This window comes from Bartonella sp. OC16QHHD, from assembly GCF_042194035.1.
Classification (GTDB): Bacteria; Pseudomonadota; Alphaproteobacteria; order Rhizobiales; family Rhizobiaceae; genus Bartonella.
Map to the genome: position 1 here is coordinate 1 of NZ_JBHIMJ010000080.1, position 16,280 is coordinate 16,280.

At 38.5% G+C, this 16,280-nt stretch carries 15 protein-coding genes, 2 tRNA genes and 3 pseudogenes; 18 read left to right on the top strand and 2 right to left on the bottom strand.

Annotated features, from left to right (window positions below):
- Positions 1–296: pseudogene (locus tag ACFIK1_RS07660) on the bottom strand (Arm DNA-binding domain-containing protein); the annotation flags it as partial.
- A 97-nt stretch (positions 297–393) separates the two neighbouring features.
- Here ACFIK1_RS07660 and ACFIK1_RS07665 point away from each other — a divergent pair.
- The 4 genes and pseudogenes from ACFIK1_RS07665 to ACFIK1_RS07680 all read left to right on the top strand — a co-directional run bounded on the left by ACFIK1_RS07665 (position 394) and on the right by ACFIK1_RS07680 (position 2,433).
- Positions 394–918 (top strand): hypothetical protein, encoded by a 525-nt coding sequence (locus ACFIK1_RS07665; protein WP_375662509.1) that lies wholly within the window; start codon positions 394–396, stop codon positions 916–918.
- Entirely contained in the window at positions 884–1,300 is a 417-nt protein-coding gene (locus ACFIK1_RS07670; protein ID WP_375662510.1) for a hypothetical protein, read from the top strand. Before ACFIK1_RS07665 ends, ACFIK1_RS07670 begins: the two co-directional genes overlap by 35 nt.
- A 248-nt stretch (positions 1,301–1,548) precedes the next feature.
- Entirely contained in the window at positions 1,549–1,938 is a 390-nt protein-coding gene (locus tag ACFIK1_RS07675) for a hypothetical protein (RefSeq protein ID WP_375662511.1), read from the top strand.
- A gap of 49 nt (positions 1,939–1,987) precedes the next feature.
- Positions 1,988–2,433: pseudogene (locus ACFIK1_RS07680) on the top strand (XRE family transcriptional regulator).
- A gap of 23 nt (positions 2,434–2,456) precedes the next feature.
- Here ACFIK1_RS07680 and ACFIK1_RS07685 read toward each other — a convergent pair.
- Positions 2,457–2,532: transfer RNA gene (locus ACFIK1_RS07685), tRNA-Val, on the bottom strand.
- A 174-nt stretch (positions 2,533–2,706) separates the two neighbouring features.
- Here ACFIK1_RS07685 and ACFIK1_RS07690 point away from each other — a divergent pair.
- The 14 genes and pseudogenes from ACFIK1_RS07690 (at position 2,707) to ACFIK1_RS07755 (ending at position 16,266) form a co-directional block, all read left to right on the top strand.
- A tRNA-Asp gene (locus ACFIK1_RS07690) sits at positions 2,707–2,783 on the top strand.
- Between the two features lie 293 nt (positions 2,784–3,076).
- Entirely contained in the window at positions 3,077–3,442 is a 366-nt protein-coding gene (locus tag ACFIK1_RS07695; RefSeq protein ID WP_005773599.1) for an NADH-quinone oxidoreductase subunit A, read from the top strand.
- On the top strand, positions 3,433–4,014 hold the full coding sequence (locus ACFIK1_RS07700) for a NuoB/complex I 20 kDa subunit family protein (RefSeq protein WP_375662512.1): 582 nt from the start codon (positions 3,433–3,435) through the stop codon (positions 4,012–4,014). Before ACFIK1_RS07695 ends, ACFIK1_RS07700 begins: the two co-directional genes overlap by 10 nt.
- A gap of 14 nt (positions 4,015–4,028) precedes the next feature.
- Positions 4,029–4,640 carry an NADH-quinone oxidoreductase subunit C gene (locus ACFIK1_RS07705; RefSeq protein WP_375662513.1) on the top strand — a complete coding sequence of 204 codons (612 nt, stop codon included), beginning with the start codon at positions 4,029–4,031 and terminating at the stop codon, positions 4,638–4,640.
- A gap of 120 nt (positions 4,641–4,760) precedes the next feature.
- A complete protein-coding gene (locus tag ACFIK1_RS07710) occupies positions 4,761–5,951 on the top strand; it encodes an NADH-quinone oxidoreductase subunit D (RefSeq protein WP_375613457.1) in 1,191 nt (396 codons plus the stop codon).
- A pseudogene (gene nuoE / locus ACFIK1_RS07715) lies at positions 5,951–6,641 on the top strand (NADH-quinone oxidoreductase subunit NuoE). Before ACFIK1_RS07710 ends, nuoE begins: the two are co-directional and overlap by 1 nt.
- Before the next feature lie 129 nt (positions 6,642–6,770).
- Entirely contained in the window at positions 6,771–8,075 is a 1,305-nt protein-coding gene (nuoF, locus tag ACFIK1_RS07720; protein WP_375662514.1) for an NADH-quinone oxidoreductase subunit NuoF, read from the top strand.
- A 68-nt stretch (positions 8,076–8,143) separates the two neighbouring features.
- Entirely contained in the window at positions 8,144–10,213 is a 2,070-nt protein-coding gene (gene nuoG, locus ACFIK1_RS07725; protein WP_375662515.1) for an NADH-quinone oxidoreductase subunit NuoG, read from the top strand.
- A 22-nt stretch (positions 10,214–10,235) separates the two neighbouring features.
- Positions 10,236–11,282, top strand: coding sequence for an NADH-quinone oxidoreductase subunit NuoH (gene nuoH, locus ACFIK1_RS07730; RefSeq protein WP_375618184.1), 1,047 nt, complete (start codon positions 10,236–10,238; stop codon positions 11,280–11,282).
- A 14-nt stretch (positions 11,283–11,296) separates the two neighbouring features.
- Positions 11,297–11,788, top strand: a complete 492-nt coding sequence (gene nuoI, locus ACFIK1_RS07735; protein WP_375634047.1) for an NADH-quinone oxidoreductase subunit NuoI — start codon at positions 11,297–11,299, stop codon at positions 11,786–11,788.
- A gap of 94 nt (positions 11,789–11,882) precedes the next feature.
- Positions 11,883–12,503, top strand: coding sequence for an NADH-quinone oxidoreductase subunit J (locus ACFIK1_RS07740; RefSeq protein WP_375611880.1), 621 nt, complete (start codon positions 11,883–11,885; stop codon positions 12,501–12,503).
- A gap of 14 nt (positions 12,504–12,517) precedes the next feature.
- On the top strand, positions 12,518–12,826 hold the full coding sequence (nuoK, locus tag ACFIK1_RS07745; protein ID WP_273791275.1) for an NADH-quinone oxidoreductase subunit NuoK: 309 nt from the start codon (positions 12,518–12,520) through the stop codon (positions 12,824–12,826).
- Positions 12,827–12,832: 6 nt separating this feature from the next.
- Positions 12,833–14,797 carry an NADH-quinone oxidoreductase subunit L gene (gene nuoL, locus ACFIK1_RS07750; RefSeq protein ID WP_375634676.1) on the top strand — a complete coding sequence of 655 codons (1,965 nt, stop codon included), beginning with the start codon at positions 12,833–12,835 and terminating at the stop codon, positions 14,795–14,797.
- Positions 14,797–16,266, top strand: a complete 1,470-nt coding sequence (locus ACFIK1_RS07755; RefSeq protein ID WP_273791287.1) for an NADH-quinone oxidoreductase subunit M — start codon at positions 14,797–14,799, stop codon at positions 16,264–16,266. The genes nuoL and ACFIK1_RS07755 overlap by 1 nt, the downstream gene beginning before the upstream one ends.
- The last annotated feature ends 14 nt before the right edge of the window (positions 16,267–16,280 follow it).

Below are 16,280 nucleotides of genomic sequence, written 5' to 3' on the forward strand. Positions count from 1 at the left end.
TAAATAATGAAGATTACGCATTGCCTCACGCTTTTGTTTATCGCGTTCTTTAATGGGGTCACGACCCTCATGTAAAACAGCCCGCCACCTAGTTGCCAATTCACGGGCTTTTTTAAAGAGACATGTCTTAAGGCGCCCAAGCCCATTTCACGGCGCCGACCGTGAATGGTATAACGGTAAATCCATTGAGCACCTCCATTTTTACGCTTATGAAGAAGCAAGCCGGCGCCATCATTATATTTGCCAGCCCCCAATGTTGCGACAGCCCTTGCGTTAAGACGGTTCATAAGAGCCATTTTTAGTCTTTTCTTATACAAATTTGATCCACACATTCATCCTGCTTTTGACGTGCAAGCGAATGATTTTGATTGTTTCAACATAAACAGCTTTGAAATGAGAGAATCTTACGTTATTCGAGACTCTCATTCAACATACAAAACAGTGAATTATCATTATAAATCAATGTCTTGTCATCTAGCTACCGTGGATCACGATGAAAATGGAAATCCTATAAGAGACAGTCATGGAAACCCACAGCTGCAATATCATTATTTAACGGATGAAAAACAACAGAATTTACAAAAAGGTTCTGATGGCAAGGTTCATGTCTCCTTTAATGGCATCTTTACTCCACCAGAGGAAGCCGCTGTTTATGCGGTTCAATATGCGAAGGATAAAAATGCACCGCTTTATTTTGTTGTGTTCCCAGAAGCCAATTCTGCTATCTCAGAACTTCTGGTCGCGGGCTATCAGAAGTTTATGGAAAATAACTTTTGGGGTTTGACCAATTCAACACAAGAAGCAAAAGATATAATGTCTCGCTATGGTAACACAGGATTGCATTTTGATGCCCATAGTCGTGGCAGTTTGACAGGCTTTAATTATGATGAATTCTTTCAAACAAGAAGGTGTAAATGATATAGCTGGCAATACAACGATCAGTTTCCATGGACCAGCGGCTAATGTTTTAGTTGCATCCGGTCTGTTAGGTTATGTGAGTGATGGCAAACAAACCACTATTGGTTTTGATGGGAATAGATATGACTTTGTAAGCAGAATTATTAGCGGCAATGGCTATACTTATGAGACAATACCTGCTGGCAGTAACTGGTGGAAAGAAACATGGAACATGTTCACAAATACTTACAATCTCCATACTTGCCTTGGAGATGCGAGCCAAGCATGTCGGTATGTTTATGGCTCATCCAATCGAGTACAAAATAAGAAAAAAATCTTGGTATTGGTTTTCAGGAAGATATTGTTGATTGTGATGACAACGATGCTGTTAAGCAGCGTATAGGATTGATCAATGGTTATTTGAAGTCAGTAGTGAAGGAAGGTTGGGTGGATATTACTGAAGGGAAGAGCCTTTTGATGATTGTATAATAGAAAAATCTAATAGTGGTTTTGTAGATTATTGTTTACAAATTAAAGCAAATAACCTCTTTTTTTATTTACATGAGAGAAGTAAAGGGGTTAGTTGGTTTTTTGTTTTTAAGTCCTTACAGAAGTTCGCAGGCATAGAAGCAAAAATGGAATAATTTTTTATTGGATGAGTCAGCAAATAATTTACATATTCACCCACAGAGAAAAATATTAAGCTCCTTACAAACTTTATCGAGCATAAAGGGCAATAAAGTAATTTATTCGACGCATTCCCCTTATCTTATTAACGACGATAATTTGGATAATTTGTTTACCGTACGTAATGAAGCAAATGATTTTGAAGCGCCTCGAATTGTTTGTGAAAGATTTCTGGAATTAACTACATCTACTGAAGAAACTGTGAGGGCTGTTGAGCCTATTGTTCAAAAAACATGGATTACACACCTTGGAACAGGAGCTGATTGGATTATAAAAAAATTTAATGGAGTTGCTGCTAATGCAAAGAAAGTAAATCACATTGCTGATTGCGTGAAACATATTATTGGTGGATAATTTTCTCAGTTTATGCCGTAAAGCTTATACTCTTACGAGTTTTATTTAAATGCTAACACCCTTTTGTAAAACTTTACGCAAACTTCGTATTGATCACTCCGAACGTCTCTTAGATATGGCTAAGAAATTAGACATATCTGTATCATTTTTATCTTCTGTAGAGATTAGCAAAAAATCTCTACCTATTGGCATGGAAAAAAAGATCATTGAACTCTATGATTTAGATCAAGAGGTAGCAGAAATTTTGAAAAGAGAATCGGATTCTTGTTGTAAAAGTTTCACTATAAAGTCTTCTGATATATTTAGATGTGAAGCTGTTGGTATGTTTGCTAGACTGATAAACATTATTTCACAAGAAGATTTAGAACTATTAAAAAATTGTTAGAGAAAGCTGGCAAAAAGAATGCGCTTTGTAAAGGAAAGAGTAAAAACCATATTCCCCTAACTTTATTTAGGCATCCCTTAATCTTTAAAAAATATATGAAGAATCAATAACTGAATAGGAATATAAAGCTATATGGTGGGCGATGAGAGACTCGAACTCCCGACATCCTCGGTGTAAACGAGGCGCTCTACCAGCTGAGCTAATCGCCCAATGCAATGATCAGCAATTGAATGGAAACTCTTTAAGGAAAAATTTTTCTAAACGCAAGAATAAAGATAGGATTTGATAATTTTTTTTAAAAATGCATAATCCTTCTTGACATAAACGCATGAACCCCTTACACGACCGCTTGTACCCAATTAAATTGGTTCGAAAAAAAATGCGCGGGTGTAGCTCAGTTGGTTAGAGTGCTGGCCTGTCACGCCGGAGGTCGCGGGTTCGAGCCCCGTCACTCGCGCCATTTCGTGATTACTTATAAAATTTCCTTTTTAAAATATCCATATGCTATGAGTAATGTGGTGGAGTGTTTGATTGGGGAATAATATTTTCTTTCTTTTTATATGGTTTATAAGAATAGGGCTTGCGTCTTTCTTTGCTCTGCGTTACCTATGCCGATAAGAAAAGTATCGCTCTGTATGCCTTTGAAGCAGTATGAATAGAGTTAATAGAGCGATTGTTAAATTTGTCTGTTTGGTCACGCAATATTGAATCATTGTGTTAAACTCAGGCATTTCGTTACGATGGAAGAGGGTTATGGCTTATTTATTGAGCTCTTATTTGCCAGTCTTGATTTTCATTATTGTGTCAGCGGTTATTGCTGGAGTTTTGTTGATTACACCTTATATTGTAGCATATCGTTCCCCCGATCCTGAAAAATTATCGGCTTATGAATGTGGGTTTAATTCATTTAGTGATGCACGCATGAAGTTTGATATTCGTTTCTATTTGGTATCAATTTTATTTATTATTTTTGATCTTGAAGTTGCATTTCTTTTTCCTTGGGCTGTTTCATTCGAATCAATAGGTATGTTTGGCTTTTGGTCGATGATTGTGTTTTTAGCGATTTTGACTATTGGATTTATATATGAATGGAAAAAAGGAGCCCTTGAATGGAATTAAGATCTAATAATTCAACGATTGAGGCTCTAAAACCAAAAGGAATCATTGATCCAAATACTGGTGGGCTGATAGGATCTGACGATGAGTTTTTTCGTGATATCAATGCTGAATTGTCAGATAAGGGTTTTTTAGTTACCTCGGCAGATGCTTTGATTACTTGGGCACGTACCGGTTCTTTAATGTGGATGAGTTTTGGTTTGGCTTGTTGTGCTATCGAAATGATGCAATGTTCAATGCCTCATTATGATAATGAGCGTTTTGGATATGCACCACGAGCTTCACCCCGCCAGTCAGATGTGATGGTTGTGGCAGGTACTCTAACAAATAAGATGGCCCCTGCTTTAAGAAAAGTGTACGATCAGATGCCAGAGCCACGTTATGTGATTTCTATGGGATCATGTGCAAACGGTGGGGGATATTATCATTATTCCTATTCAGTAGTGCGGGGATGTGATCGTATCGTGCCTGTCGATATATATGTCCCAGGGTGTCCACCTACAGCAGAGGCATTATTATACGGCATATTGTTGCTACAGAAAAAAATCCGTCGTACCGGATCCATAGAGCGATAGAGAGTTTTCTTGTCATGGTGGATGAAACATTGGTTGAGCTTGCTGCTTATTTGGAAAACAAATTAAAAAATAAGCTTGAAGAGACTGTTCTTGCTTTTGGTGAATTGACCATTGTGGTACGTCTTGATGCAATTATCGATGTTTTAATGTTTGTTCGTGATGATTCTCGCTGTCAATTTATTAATCTTACAGACATTAGTGGTGTGGATTATCCTTCTCGCGATAAGCGCTTTGATGTTTCTTACCAATTGTTATCTCCTCGTGAGAATTTACGCTTACGTGTAAAAGTTCGTACAGATGAAAATACTCCTGTTGCTTCAGCTTGCACGGTTTATCCTGGCGCAGAGTGGTATGAACGTGAAACGTATGATATGTATGGGATTTTATTTTCAGGACATCCGGATTTGAGACGGATTTTAACAGATTATGGGTTTGAAGGATATCCTTTACGCAAAGACTTTCCTGTGACAGGATTTGTTGAATGCCGTTATGATAATGAAGCAAAGAGAGTGATTTATGAGCCTGTTGTTTTGCGCCAAGAGATGCGTAATTTTGATTTTCTTTCTCCTTGGGAAGGAGGACAGTATACTTTGCCATGTGATGGGAAAGCAGATGAAAAAAAATAATATTGGTTTTGATAAGGCATTATATTAGAGTACTGTATTTCTTAAATAATTAAATATTTTTTAGCGTGATAGATTTTTTGATATTTGATATGAAGTTTTTTAAAAAGCAAGGGGTTGATTGTGGCTGAGGTCAATGTTCGAAACTTTAATATCAATTTTGGTCCGCAGCACCCTGCCGCGCATGGGGTTTTGCGCATGGTTCTGGAGCTGGATGGTGAAGTTGTTGAGCGTGTAGATCCACATATTGGGTTGTTGCATCGCGGTACTGAAAAATTAATGGAAACAAAGACTTATCTCCAAGCTGGTCCTTATCTAGATCGTTTGGATTATGTTGCTCCTATGAATCAGGAACATGCTTTTGTTCTTGCTATTGAAAAGTTATTAGATATAAAAGTTCCTAAAAGAGGGCAATTAATACGTGTTTTGTTTTCTGAAATTGGGCGTATTCTTAATCATTTGCTTAATGTAACGACACAGGCAATGGATGTTGGTGCTTTAACACCACCGCTTTGGGGATTTGAGCAACGTGAAAGATTGATGATTTTTTATGAGCGTGCCTGTGGTGCTCGTCTTCATGCAAATTATTTTCGCCCTGGTGGCGTGCATCAAGATTTACCAGAATCTTTAGTTGAGGATATTGGTGATTTTATTGATCCATTTCTTGTTTCTCTCGGAAAACTTGATGCGCTTGTGACCCCAAATCGGATTTTTAAGCAGCGTAATGTGGATATTGGCGTTGTAAGTATTGATGAAGCTTGGGCACGCGGTTTTTCTGGGGTTATGATTCGTGGAGCTGGTGTTCCATGGGATTTGCGTAAAAGTCAGCCTTATGAATGTTACGATGAAATGGAATTCGATATTCCTATAGGTAAAAATAGCGATTGTTATGATCGCTATCTTATTCGTATGGAAGAAATGCGTCAATCAGCGAAAATTATGCGCCAATGTGTGGAGCGTTTACTGAGTACTGAAAAAAATGGACCGGTTTCGAGCTTGGATCGCAAAATTGTACCACCGACGCGGAGTGAAATGAAAAGCTCGATGGAAGCACTGATTCATCACTTTAAACTCTATACGGAAGGTTTTCATACACCTCCTGGAGAAGTATATGTTGCTGTGGAAGCTCCGAAGGGTGAGTTTGGTGTTTATCTTGTTTCTGATGGAACCAATAAGCCTTATCGTGTCAAGTTGCGTGCTCCTGGGTTTGCTCATCTCCAAGCTATGGATTTTTTAACCAGAGGTCATATGTTAGCAGATGCTACAGCTATTTTGGGTTCGATTGATATTGTTTTTGGGGAGGTTGATCGCTAATGTCCGTACGCCGTCTTGCAGATGATGTTTATCAGCCTGCGGAGTTTTCTTTTACAAAAGAAAATCAGATATGGGTAAAAAATACCATAAAAAAATATCCTGCAGGGCGTCAGCAGTCTGCTGTAATTCCATTATTAATGCGTGCTCAAGAGCAAGATGGTTGGGTGACACGTGCTGCAATTGAGCATATTGCTCAGATTCTTTCCATGGCTTATATCCGTGTCTTAGAAGTTGCGACTTTTTATACTCAGTTTCAGCTTAAGCCTGTTGGAACAAAAGCGCATATTCAAGTTTGTGGTACAACGCCTTGTATGTTACGTGGTTCTGATGAATTGATTAAAGTTTGTCAGAAAAAAATTCATCATGAACCTTTTGCGACCAATCAGGATGGAACCTTATCATGGGAAGAGGTAGAGTGTCTTGGTGCTTGTGTGAATGCTCCGATGATTATGATTTTTAAAGATACTTATGAAGATCTTACAGCTGAACGCCTTGAAGAAATTATTGATGCATTTGAAGCAGGGAAGGGTTCTGAGATAGCGGTTGGTCCGCAAAATAGTCGTAAATCGTCGGAACCGATTAGTGGTTTAACTTCTCTTATTGATGATGAGAAAGAAAAAAAGATCTCTCAAGTCTTCACCAAAAAAGGATAAGGAAAGAATGGGGAACATAATTAAGTATTTTTCTTGAGAAAATATTTTATTATTCTACCCATGATGGCAACATTTAACGAAAAGTAAGAAGTCTTGAAAAGATATTTAAAAATTGCATTTGAGGAAAAGCGGAAAATGCTATGGGTAATAGAAAAAAAGGTGGGGTATGCTAGCTGATAAAGATCGTATCTTCACCAATATTTATGGTTTAAAAGACAAATCATTAAAGGCTGCGATGTTGCGTGGGCATTGGAATGGTCTGAAAGAAATGATTGACAAAGGTCGTGATTGGATCATTGATGAAGTGAAGGCATCGGGTTTACGCGGTCGTGGTGGTGCTGGTTTTCCTACTGGAATGAAGTGGTCCTTTATGCCAAAGCAGAGTGATGGGCGTCCTCATTATTTGGTTGTCAATGCCGATGAATCTGAACCTGGAACTTGTAAAGACCGTGATATTTTACGTCATGACCCCCATACTTTGATTGAAGGATGTGCAATCGCTACTTTTGCTATGGGAGCCAATGTTGCTTTTATTTATATTCGTGGTGAATATATTCGTGAACGTGAAGCGCTTCAAGCTGCCGTTGATGAATGCTATGATGCGGGTTTACTTGGTAAAAAAACGAAATATGGGCATGCTTGTGATATTGTTATTCATCATGGAGCTGGTGCTTATATTTGTGGTGAAGAAACGGCTCTTCTTGAAAGTCTTGAGGGGAAAAAGGGACAACCTCGGCTTAAACCGCCATTTCCTGCCAATATGGGGATTTATGGCTGTCCAACAACAGTAAATAATGTAGAGTCTATTGCCGTTGTTCCAACGATTTTGCGGCGGGGGGCTTCGTGGTTTTCATCAATCGGACGAGCAAATAATGTTGGAACGAAATTATTTATGGTTTCAGGGCATGTTAATGCACCTTGTACATTTGAAGACGCTCTTGGTGTTTCATTCCGTGAATTAATTGAAAAACATACGAGTGGTGTTCGTGGTGGATGGAATAATCTTTTAGCAGTTATTCCAGGGGGGGCTTCTTGTCCAGTCGTTCGTGGTGAGGATATTATCGATGCGATCATGGATTTTGATGGGATGCGAGATGTCGGGTCTTCTTTTGGCACAGGGGGAATGATTGTTATGGATAAATCAACCGATATTATCAAGGCAATTTGGCGTATAGCTGCTTTTTTCAAGCACGAGAGTTGTGGTCAGTGTACACCGTGTCGTGAGGGGACGGGATGGATGATGCGTCTTTTAGGGCGTATGGTTGAGGGAAGAGCGCAAAAACGCGAGATTGATCTTTTGTTTGAAGTGTCTAAACAGGTTGAAGGACACACTATTTGTGCGCTTGGTGATGCTGCCGCATGGCCTGTACAAGGGTTGATACGTAATTTTCGTCCGGAAATCGAGCGTAGAATTGATGAATACACGCGAAATGTAGTCCAAAGCAAAAATATTGCTTTAGAAGCGGTTTAATAAAGGATTTTGTTTTAAGAGCAACCGAATGCAAATTTTAAGTGGGTTATCTGCAGGTTGGATGGGTGATGATAAATATCAAAGTTGATGGCAAAGAGATTGAAGTTCCTGATTACTACACGTTGCTTCAGGCTGCTGAGGTGGCTGGGGTAGAAATTCCACGTTTTTGTTTTCATGAATCTTTGTCAATTGCTGGAAATTGTCGTATGTGTTTAGTTGAGGTTAAAGGTGGTCCTCCAAAACCTCAGGCTTCTTGTGCTATGGGGGTTCGTGATTTACGATTAGGGACTAACGGTGAGGTACCTGAGATTTTTACCAATACGGAGATGGTAAAAAAAGCACGTGAAGGTGTTATGGAATTTCTTCTCATTAATCATCCTTTGGATTGTCCAGTGTGTGATCAAGGGGGAGAGTGTGATCTTCAAGATCAAGCAATGCTTTATGGACGAGATTGTTCTCGTTATACAGAAAATAAACGTGCTGTAGAAGATAAATATATTGGACCTCTTGTCAAAACTGTTATGACACGATGTATTCATTGTACACGGTGTGTTCGTTTTACAACGGAAGTTGCAGGTATTTCTGAGCTTGGTTTGATCGGTCGTGGTGAAGATGCTGAAATTACGACGTATCTTGAAAAAGCTATGACATCTGAATTACAGGGAAATGTTATTGATCTTTGTCCAGTGGGAGCTTTAACTTCAAAACCTTATGCGTTTCATGCCCGTCCATGGGAATTGGTAAAAACGGAATCGATTGATGTGATGGATGCGCTTGGTAGTGCTATCCGTATTGATAGCCGCGGCCGTGAAGTTATGCGGATTATGCCGCGTACAAATGAAGATGTAAATGAGGAATGGATCTCTGATAAAACGCGTTTTATTTGGGATGGATTACGGACTCAGCGGCTTGATAAGCCATATGTACGCAAAGATGGAAAGCTTCAACCTGTCAGTTGGACAGAAGCTTTTGCAAAAATCAAAATGGTAATCTCTAAAATTTTTCCAGAAAAAATTGGAGCCATTGCGGGGGATCTTGCTTCTGTTGAAGAAATGTATGCCCTTAAAGCATTATTGAGCTCTTTGGGCTCAACGCTTTTTGATTGTCGTCAAAGAGGGGGGGCTTTATCGCCAGAGTTTGGGCGCTCGAGTTATATTTTTAATCCTACAATTGTAGGTATTGAACAGGCTGATGCACTGCTTATTGTGGGATCTAATCCACGTCATGAAGCAGCTGTTTTAAATGCGCGTATTTTAAAGCGCCAACGGATGGGCAATTTTCCTATTGCATTAATTGGAGAGAAAGTCGATTTACGTTATCCTTATTCTTACCTTGGATCTGGGAGTGATACATTAACGACACTTATTCGTGGAGAGGATGTTTTTTTTAATGTCTTAAAAGAAGCGAAGAGGCCCCTTATTCTTATCGGAGAGGGAGCGGTTTCAGGAAATGAAGGTTTATCTGTTTTAAAAAGTCTTGCTAAATTAGCTGATAATATTGGTGCTCTTAGTGAGACATGGAATGGGTTTGGGGTTCTTCATAATGCAGCATCGATTGTTGGAGGGTTGGACATAGGCTTTACTTCTAAGCTTGGGGTTGCAAATATACTTAAAACCTGTGAAGTTCTATTTTTGCTTGGTGCTGATGAACTAGAATTAGCCAATACAAAAGCTTTTACAGTTTATATTGGGAGCCATGGTGATAATGGTGCACATGCTGCTGACGTTATTTTGCCTGCATCTGCTTACACTGAAAAATCAGGGCTTTATGTGAATACAGAAGGACGTGTTCAAATGACAAATCGGGCTGGTTTTGCTCCAGGTGAAGCAAAAGAAGATTGGGCTATTTTGCGTGCTTTATCGGATATTTTAGGACAAAAGCTCCCTTTTGATTCTCTCTCTGAATTAAGGCAATGCTTGTTTAACGATTATCCACACCTTTGTGCTGTTGATGATATAGTGCCTTCTGATATAAGTGGTCTTAAGGCGCTTGGTTCAAAAATGGTTTCTCTCGAGAGTCAAGCATTTACTTCTATGGTTAAAGATTTTTATTTAACAAATCCGATAGCACGTGCTTCTGCTGTTATGGCTGAATGTTCATCTCTTGCAAAAAACCATGCTACACAAACAGTAAAGTAAGGGCAAAGGAAAAGGAATAATGATGTATGATTTCTTTATGACTTGGCTGTTGCCATTACTCATTATAATCGGAAAAACACTTCTTCTTTTGGTCGTTCTTTTGGTCTTAGTTGCTTATCTTCTTTATGCAGATAGAAAAATTTGGGCAGCGGTACAATTGCGTCGTGGACCAAACGTTGTTGGACCATGGGGTTTGTTACAGTCTTTTGCAGATTTAATTAAATTTGTTGTTAAGGAGCCTATTATCCCTGCAGGTGCAAATAAGGGTGTTTTTCTTTTAGCTCCTTTTGTTTCAGCGACACTTGCTTTATCAACTTGGGCTGTTATTCCTGTCAATGAGGGTTGGGAGGTTGCAAAGATTAATGTTGGCTTGCTTTATATTTTAGCCATTTCATCTCTTGAAGTTTATGGTGTTATTATGGGGGGATGGGCATCAAATTCAAAATATCCTTTCTTAGGAGCTCTTCGTTCGGCGGCACAAATGGTTTCTTATGAAGTTTCCATTGGTTTTGTGCTTGTGACTGTCATTTTAATAAGTGGTTCGTTGGATCTCACAACAATTGTTCATAAACAAAGTTCTGGAATTGGTACAACTCTTGGTCTTCCTTTTAACAGCTTTCTCGATTGGAATTGGTTGGTCCTTTTTCCAATGTTTATTATATTTTTTATTTCTGCGCTCGCAGAGACAAACCGTCCTCCATTCGATTTGGTGGAAGCAGAATCTGAACTTGTTGCTGGTCATATGGTTGAATATTCTTCAACGCCTTACATGCTCTTTTTTCTTGGTGAATATGTTGCGATTGTTTTAATGTGCGCATTAACAACTATTCTATTTTTAGGCGGTTGGCTGCCTCCTTTAGATGTTTGGTGGCTTAATTGGGTTCCTGGTATCATTTGGTTTGTTTTAAAAGTCTGTTTTGTATTTTTTTGGTTTGCTATGGTCAAAGCATTTGTTCCACGTTATCGCTATGATCAGCTTATGCGGCTTGGTTGGAAGGTTTTTCTTCCTCTCTCACTAGCAATGGTTGTGATAACTGCTGCTTTTTTAAAGTTTACGGATTTCGTTTAAGAGGAGATGTTACGATGTCAGGTTTTATTCAGGCGGCAAAGTCACTTCTTCTATTGGAATTTGTGAGTGCTTTTTTCTTAGCTATGCGTCAATTTTTTTCACCAAAACCCACGATTAATTATCCTTATGAAAAAGGTTTTGTATCTCAGCGTTTTCGCGGTGAGCATGCATTGCGTCGCTATCCAAATGGTGAAGAACGGTGTATTGCTTGTAAATTATGTGAAGCGATTTGTCCTGCTCAAGCGATTACAATTGAAGCTGGGCCACGGCGCAATGATGGTACACGTAGAACTATCCGTTATGATATAGACATGGTTAAATGTATTTACTGTGGTTTTTGTCAAGAAGCCTGTCCGGTTGAGGCTATTGTCGAAGGTCCAAATTTTGAGTTTGCGACGGAAACACGTGAAGAACTTTATTATGATAAAGAAAAACTTTTATTGAATGGAGATCGATGGGAGCGAGAAATTGCTCGAAATATATTGATGGATGCGCCTTATCGTTAAGTGTATCGTTAAATGAGGTGTCGGATATTTTTCCGATAAATTGTAATCTGGTATGAAGTTTATACCAATTGTTTGAATAATTAAGGAGAAGCCTATGCTAACAGATCTAGCGGCGGCATTTTTCTATTTGTTTGCTTTTATTATGCTAACAAGTGCAGTTATTGTTATTACAGCACGCAATCCAGTGCATTCTGTTTTGTTTTTAATCCTCGCATTTTTTAATGCAGCAGCTTTGTTTTTACTTGCAGGAGCAGAGTTTTTAGGGCTTATTCTGCTTGTTGTGTATGTTGGAGCTGTCGCTGTTTTATTTTTATTTGTCGTTATGATGCTTGACGTTGATTTTGCTGAGTTAAAGAGTGGAACTCTTCGGTATGCTCCTATTGGAGCTCTTATTGGTGTTATTATCGCTGTAGAATTGATTGTTGTTTTTATGAGTAGCTATTTTTCTCCAGTCTTGAGAACGCATGTTACGCAACCAATGCCAGATTTAGCGCAGCGAACAAATACACAAGCATTAGGTGATATTCTCTATACGGATTATGTTTTCTATTTTCAAATTGCTGGAATGATTTTATTGGTTGCAATGATTGGAGCTATTGTTTTAACACTTCGTCATAAATTAGGAGTAAAGCGGCAATCTATTGCGGAGCAAGTTTCTAGAACGGTAGAAAGTGCCATTGAAATCAAACAAGTTGAATCAGGCAAAGGTATGTAAGGGGGGCTATGCAGATGTATATTGATATTACACATTATCTCACTGTTTCTGCTTTAATGTTTACAATTGGTATTGCTGGAATTTTTCTCAACAGAAAAAATGTGATTATTATCTTGATGTCCATTGAGCTTATATTGCTTTCAGTTAATCTCAATTTTGTTGCATTTTCAGCATTTCTTCATGATCTCGTTGGTCAGGTATTCGCTTTATTTGTCTTAACCGTAGCAGCTGCTGAAGCTGCCATTGGTTTAGCAATTCTGGTCGTTTTTTTCCGTAATCGTGGTTCCATTGCGGTTGAAGATGTTAATGTAATGAAAGGCTAACCAGTGATGTATTATACGATTGTCTTTCTTCCGCTTTTGGGTTTTTTAATTGCTGCACTAGGTGGAAAAACGATAGGAGATCGTGCGAGTGAATTGATAACATGTAGCTTTATGGTTGTTGTTGCCATATTATCGTGGATAGTATTTTTCAGTACTGCACTTGGTCATATTCCAGCGATTGATGTATTGGTATTACATTGGATGACTGTTGGTGACTTAAGCTTTAATTGGGCTTTACATGTTGATGCATTAACAGCTGTTATGCTTATTGTTGTGAATAGTGTTTCGGCATTAGTGCATATTTATTCAATTGGTTATATGCACCATGACCCTTCAAGGTCTCGTTTTTTTTCTTATCTTTCTTTGTTTACATTTATGATGCTTATGTTGGTCACATCCAATAATTTGATTCAGATGTTTTTTGGATGGGAAGGTGTCGGACTTGCTTCTTATTTACTCATTGGTTTTTGGTTTCAGCGCGATTCTGCTAATAAGGCCGCAATGAAAGCTTTTGTAGTTAACCGTGTTGGAGACTTTGGTTTTCTCTTAGGAATCTTTAGTATTTTTGTTTTGTTCCAATCGGTTGATTTTGCCTCTATTTTTGCAAAAGCTGCCGACAAGAGCTTTATACAAAATATGACATTTTTAGATTGGCAATTTGATGGGCAGACGGCAATTACCATTACATGTCTTTTATTATTTATTGGTGCGATGGGAAAATCCGCACAATTTCTTTTACATACTTGGCTGCCTGATGCAATGGAAGGGCCAACCCCTGTATCAGCGCTTATTCATGCCGCTACAATGGTAACGGCTGGTGTTTTTATGATTGCGCGTATGTCGCCAATTTTTGAACTTTCTTCAACTGCTTTGACCGTGATTATTATTGTTGGTGCAACAACAGCGTTTTTTGCAGCAACTGTGGGGTTGGTGCAGAATGATATTAAGCGTGTTATTGCTTATTCTACATGCTCTCAACTTGGTTATATGTTTGTGGCATTAGGTGTTGGAGCTTATGGCGCTGCTGTCTTTCATCTTTTTACGCATGCTTTTTTTAAAGCCTTATTGTTTCTTGGTGCAGGTTCTGTGATTCATGCTGTGTCTGATGAACAAGATATGCGAAAAATGGGTGGGTTACGCAAACATATAAAGATCACCTATTGGATGATGATGGTCGGGACCATTGCCTTGACCGGAGTTGGAATTCCAGGAACACTTTTCGGGACTGCAGGTTTTTTCTCAAAAGATGCGATTATAGAGTCTGCTTTTGCATCTCATAATATTGCTTCAGGATATGCTTTTTATCTTCTTGTTTTTGCTGCCTTTTTAACAAGTTTCTATTCATGGCGACTTATCTTTATGACATTCCATGGTAAACCACGGGCAACAGTTGATGTGATGCATCATGTTCATGAATCGCCTCCAGTTATGTTGATTCCACTCTTTCTTTTATCTATTGGAGCAATATTTTCTGGTGTCGTTTTCCAACCTTACTTTTTTGGTGACTTGTATAATGCTTTTTGGAAGGGAGCATTGTTTACAAGCAGCCATAATCATATTCTTCATGATGCTCACCATGTTTTTAATTGGGTAAAATGGTCGCCTTTTATAGCAATGATTCTTGGGTTTATGTTGGCTTATTTATTTTATATTGTGGCTCCCTCTCTTCCCAAGAAAATGGCGCGTATTATGCCAGGAGTGTATCACTTTCTTTACCAAAAGTGGTATTTCGATCAATTATATAACTTTTTATTTGTTCGTCCTACCTTTAGAATTGGTTCTTTTCTTTGGAAAGTGGGAGACGGTAAGATTATTGATGGTCTAGGTCCCAATGGTATTGCAGCGCGTGTTGTTGATATTACAAATAGAGTTGTTCGAATGCAAACAGGCTATCTTTACCACTATGCATTTGCAATGCTTATCGGCGTTGCATTGCTCATTACATGGATGATGATCGGGGGCGTAAACTAATGACCGATTGGCCTATTCTTTCTACGGTTACATTTTTGCCGCTTGTTGGTGTTCTTCTGATTTTGTTTATCAAAGATGATAGTGAAGTAGCACGCCATAATATACGTAATGTCGCATTTTTTACGACTCTATTTGTTTTTATTATTTCTTTAATTATTTGGATAGGATTTGATTCTAGCAACCAAAATTTTCAAATGGTTGAAAAATCCAGTTGGTTAGGGGGTGGTATTAGCTATCATATGGGGGTCGATGGTATTTCTATTCTTTTTGTTGTTCTCTCGGCTTTTCTTTTGCCTTTCTGTATTTTAGCAAGTTGGGAGAATGTTAAAGAGAGATTAAAAGCATATATGATTGCGTTTCTTCTTCTAGAAGTTGCGATTATTGGTGTTTTTTGTGCTCTTGATGCAATGCTATTCTATGTTTTTTTTGAAGGCAGCCTCATTCCAATGTTTATCATTATAGGTGTATGGGGAGGAGCACGTCGTGTTTATGCAAGTATAAAGTTTTTCTTATATACTCTACTTGGTTCAGTGCTTATGCTGGTTGCTCTTATGGTTATGTATTGGGAGGCTGGGACACTTGATATACCAACTTTACTCAATTATCAGTTTCCTGCTCATATGCAAATATGGTTATGGCTTGCATTTTTTGCTTCTTTCGCAGTTAAAATGCCAATGTGGCCAGTTCATACATGGCTCCCTGATGCTCACGTAGAAGCACCGACAGCGGGTTCTGTTATTTTAGCTGGTGTCTTACTTAAATTAGGTGGGTATGGTTTTCTTCGTTTTTCTTTGCCTATGTTTCCTATCGCTTCAGCAGATTTTGCGCCTTTTGTTTTCACATTATCGCTTATCGCTATTATTTATACATCACTGGTTGCACTTGTTCAAAGTGACATCAAAAAACTTATTGCATATTCCTCAATAGCGCATATGGGATATGTAACGATGGGTATTTTTGCTGCGAATGAACAGGGGATACAAGGGGCTATTTATCAGATGCTATCCCATGGAATTGTTTCAGCAGCATTGTTTCTTTGTGTTGGGGTTATCTATGATCGCTTGCATACACGTGAAATTTCAGCGTTTGGTGGTTTAGTGAATAATATGCCTAAATATGCTGTTGTTTTCTTAATTTTCACCATGGCAAATGTTGGTTTGCCTGGAAGCTCAGGATTTTTGGGTGAATTTTTAACCTTAATAGGTGTTTTTCAAGTAAATAAATTGGTTGTTGTTTTAGCAACAACAGGTGTTATCTTATCGGCAGCCTATGCCCTTTATCTTTATCGGCGTGTGGTTTTTGGTTCCTTGGATAAAGAGAATTTAAAAGTATTAATAGATCTTTCTTTAAGAGAAAAATTCCTCCTTTATCCAATGGTTATTCTTACAATATTCTTTGGTATCTATCCAACGCCTATTCTTAAGGCAACGGCGTTTTCTGTAGAAACCCTCATCAATAAACTGCACTAGATAAGGGAAGAATG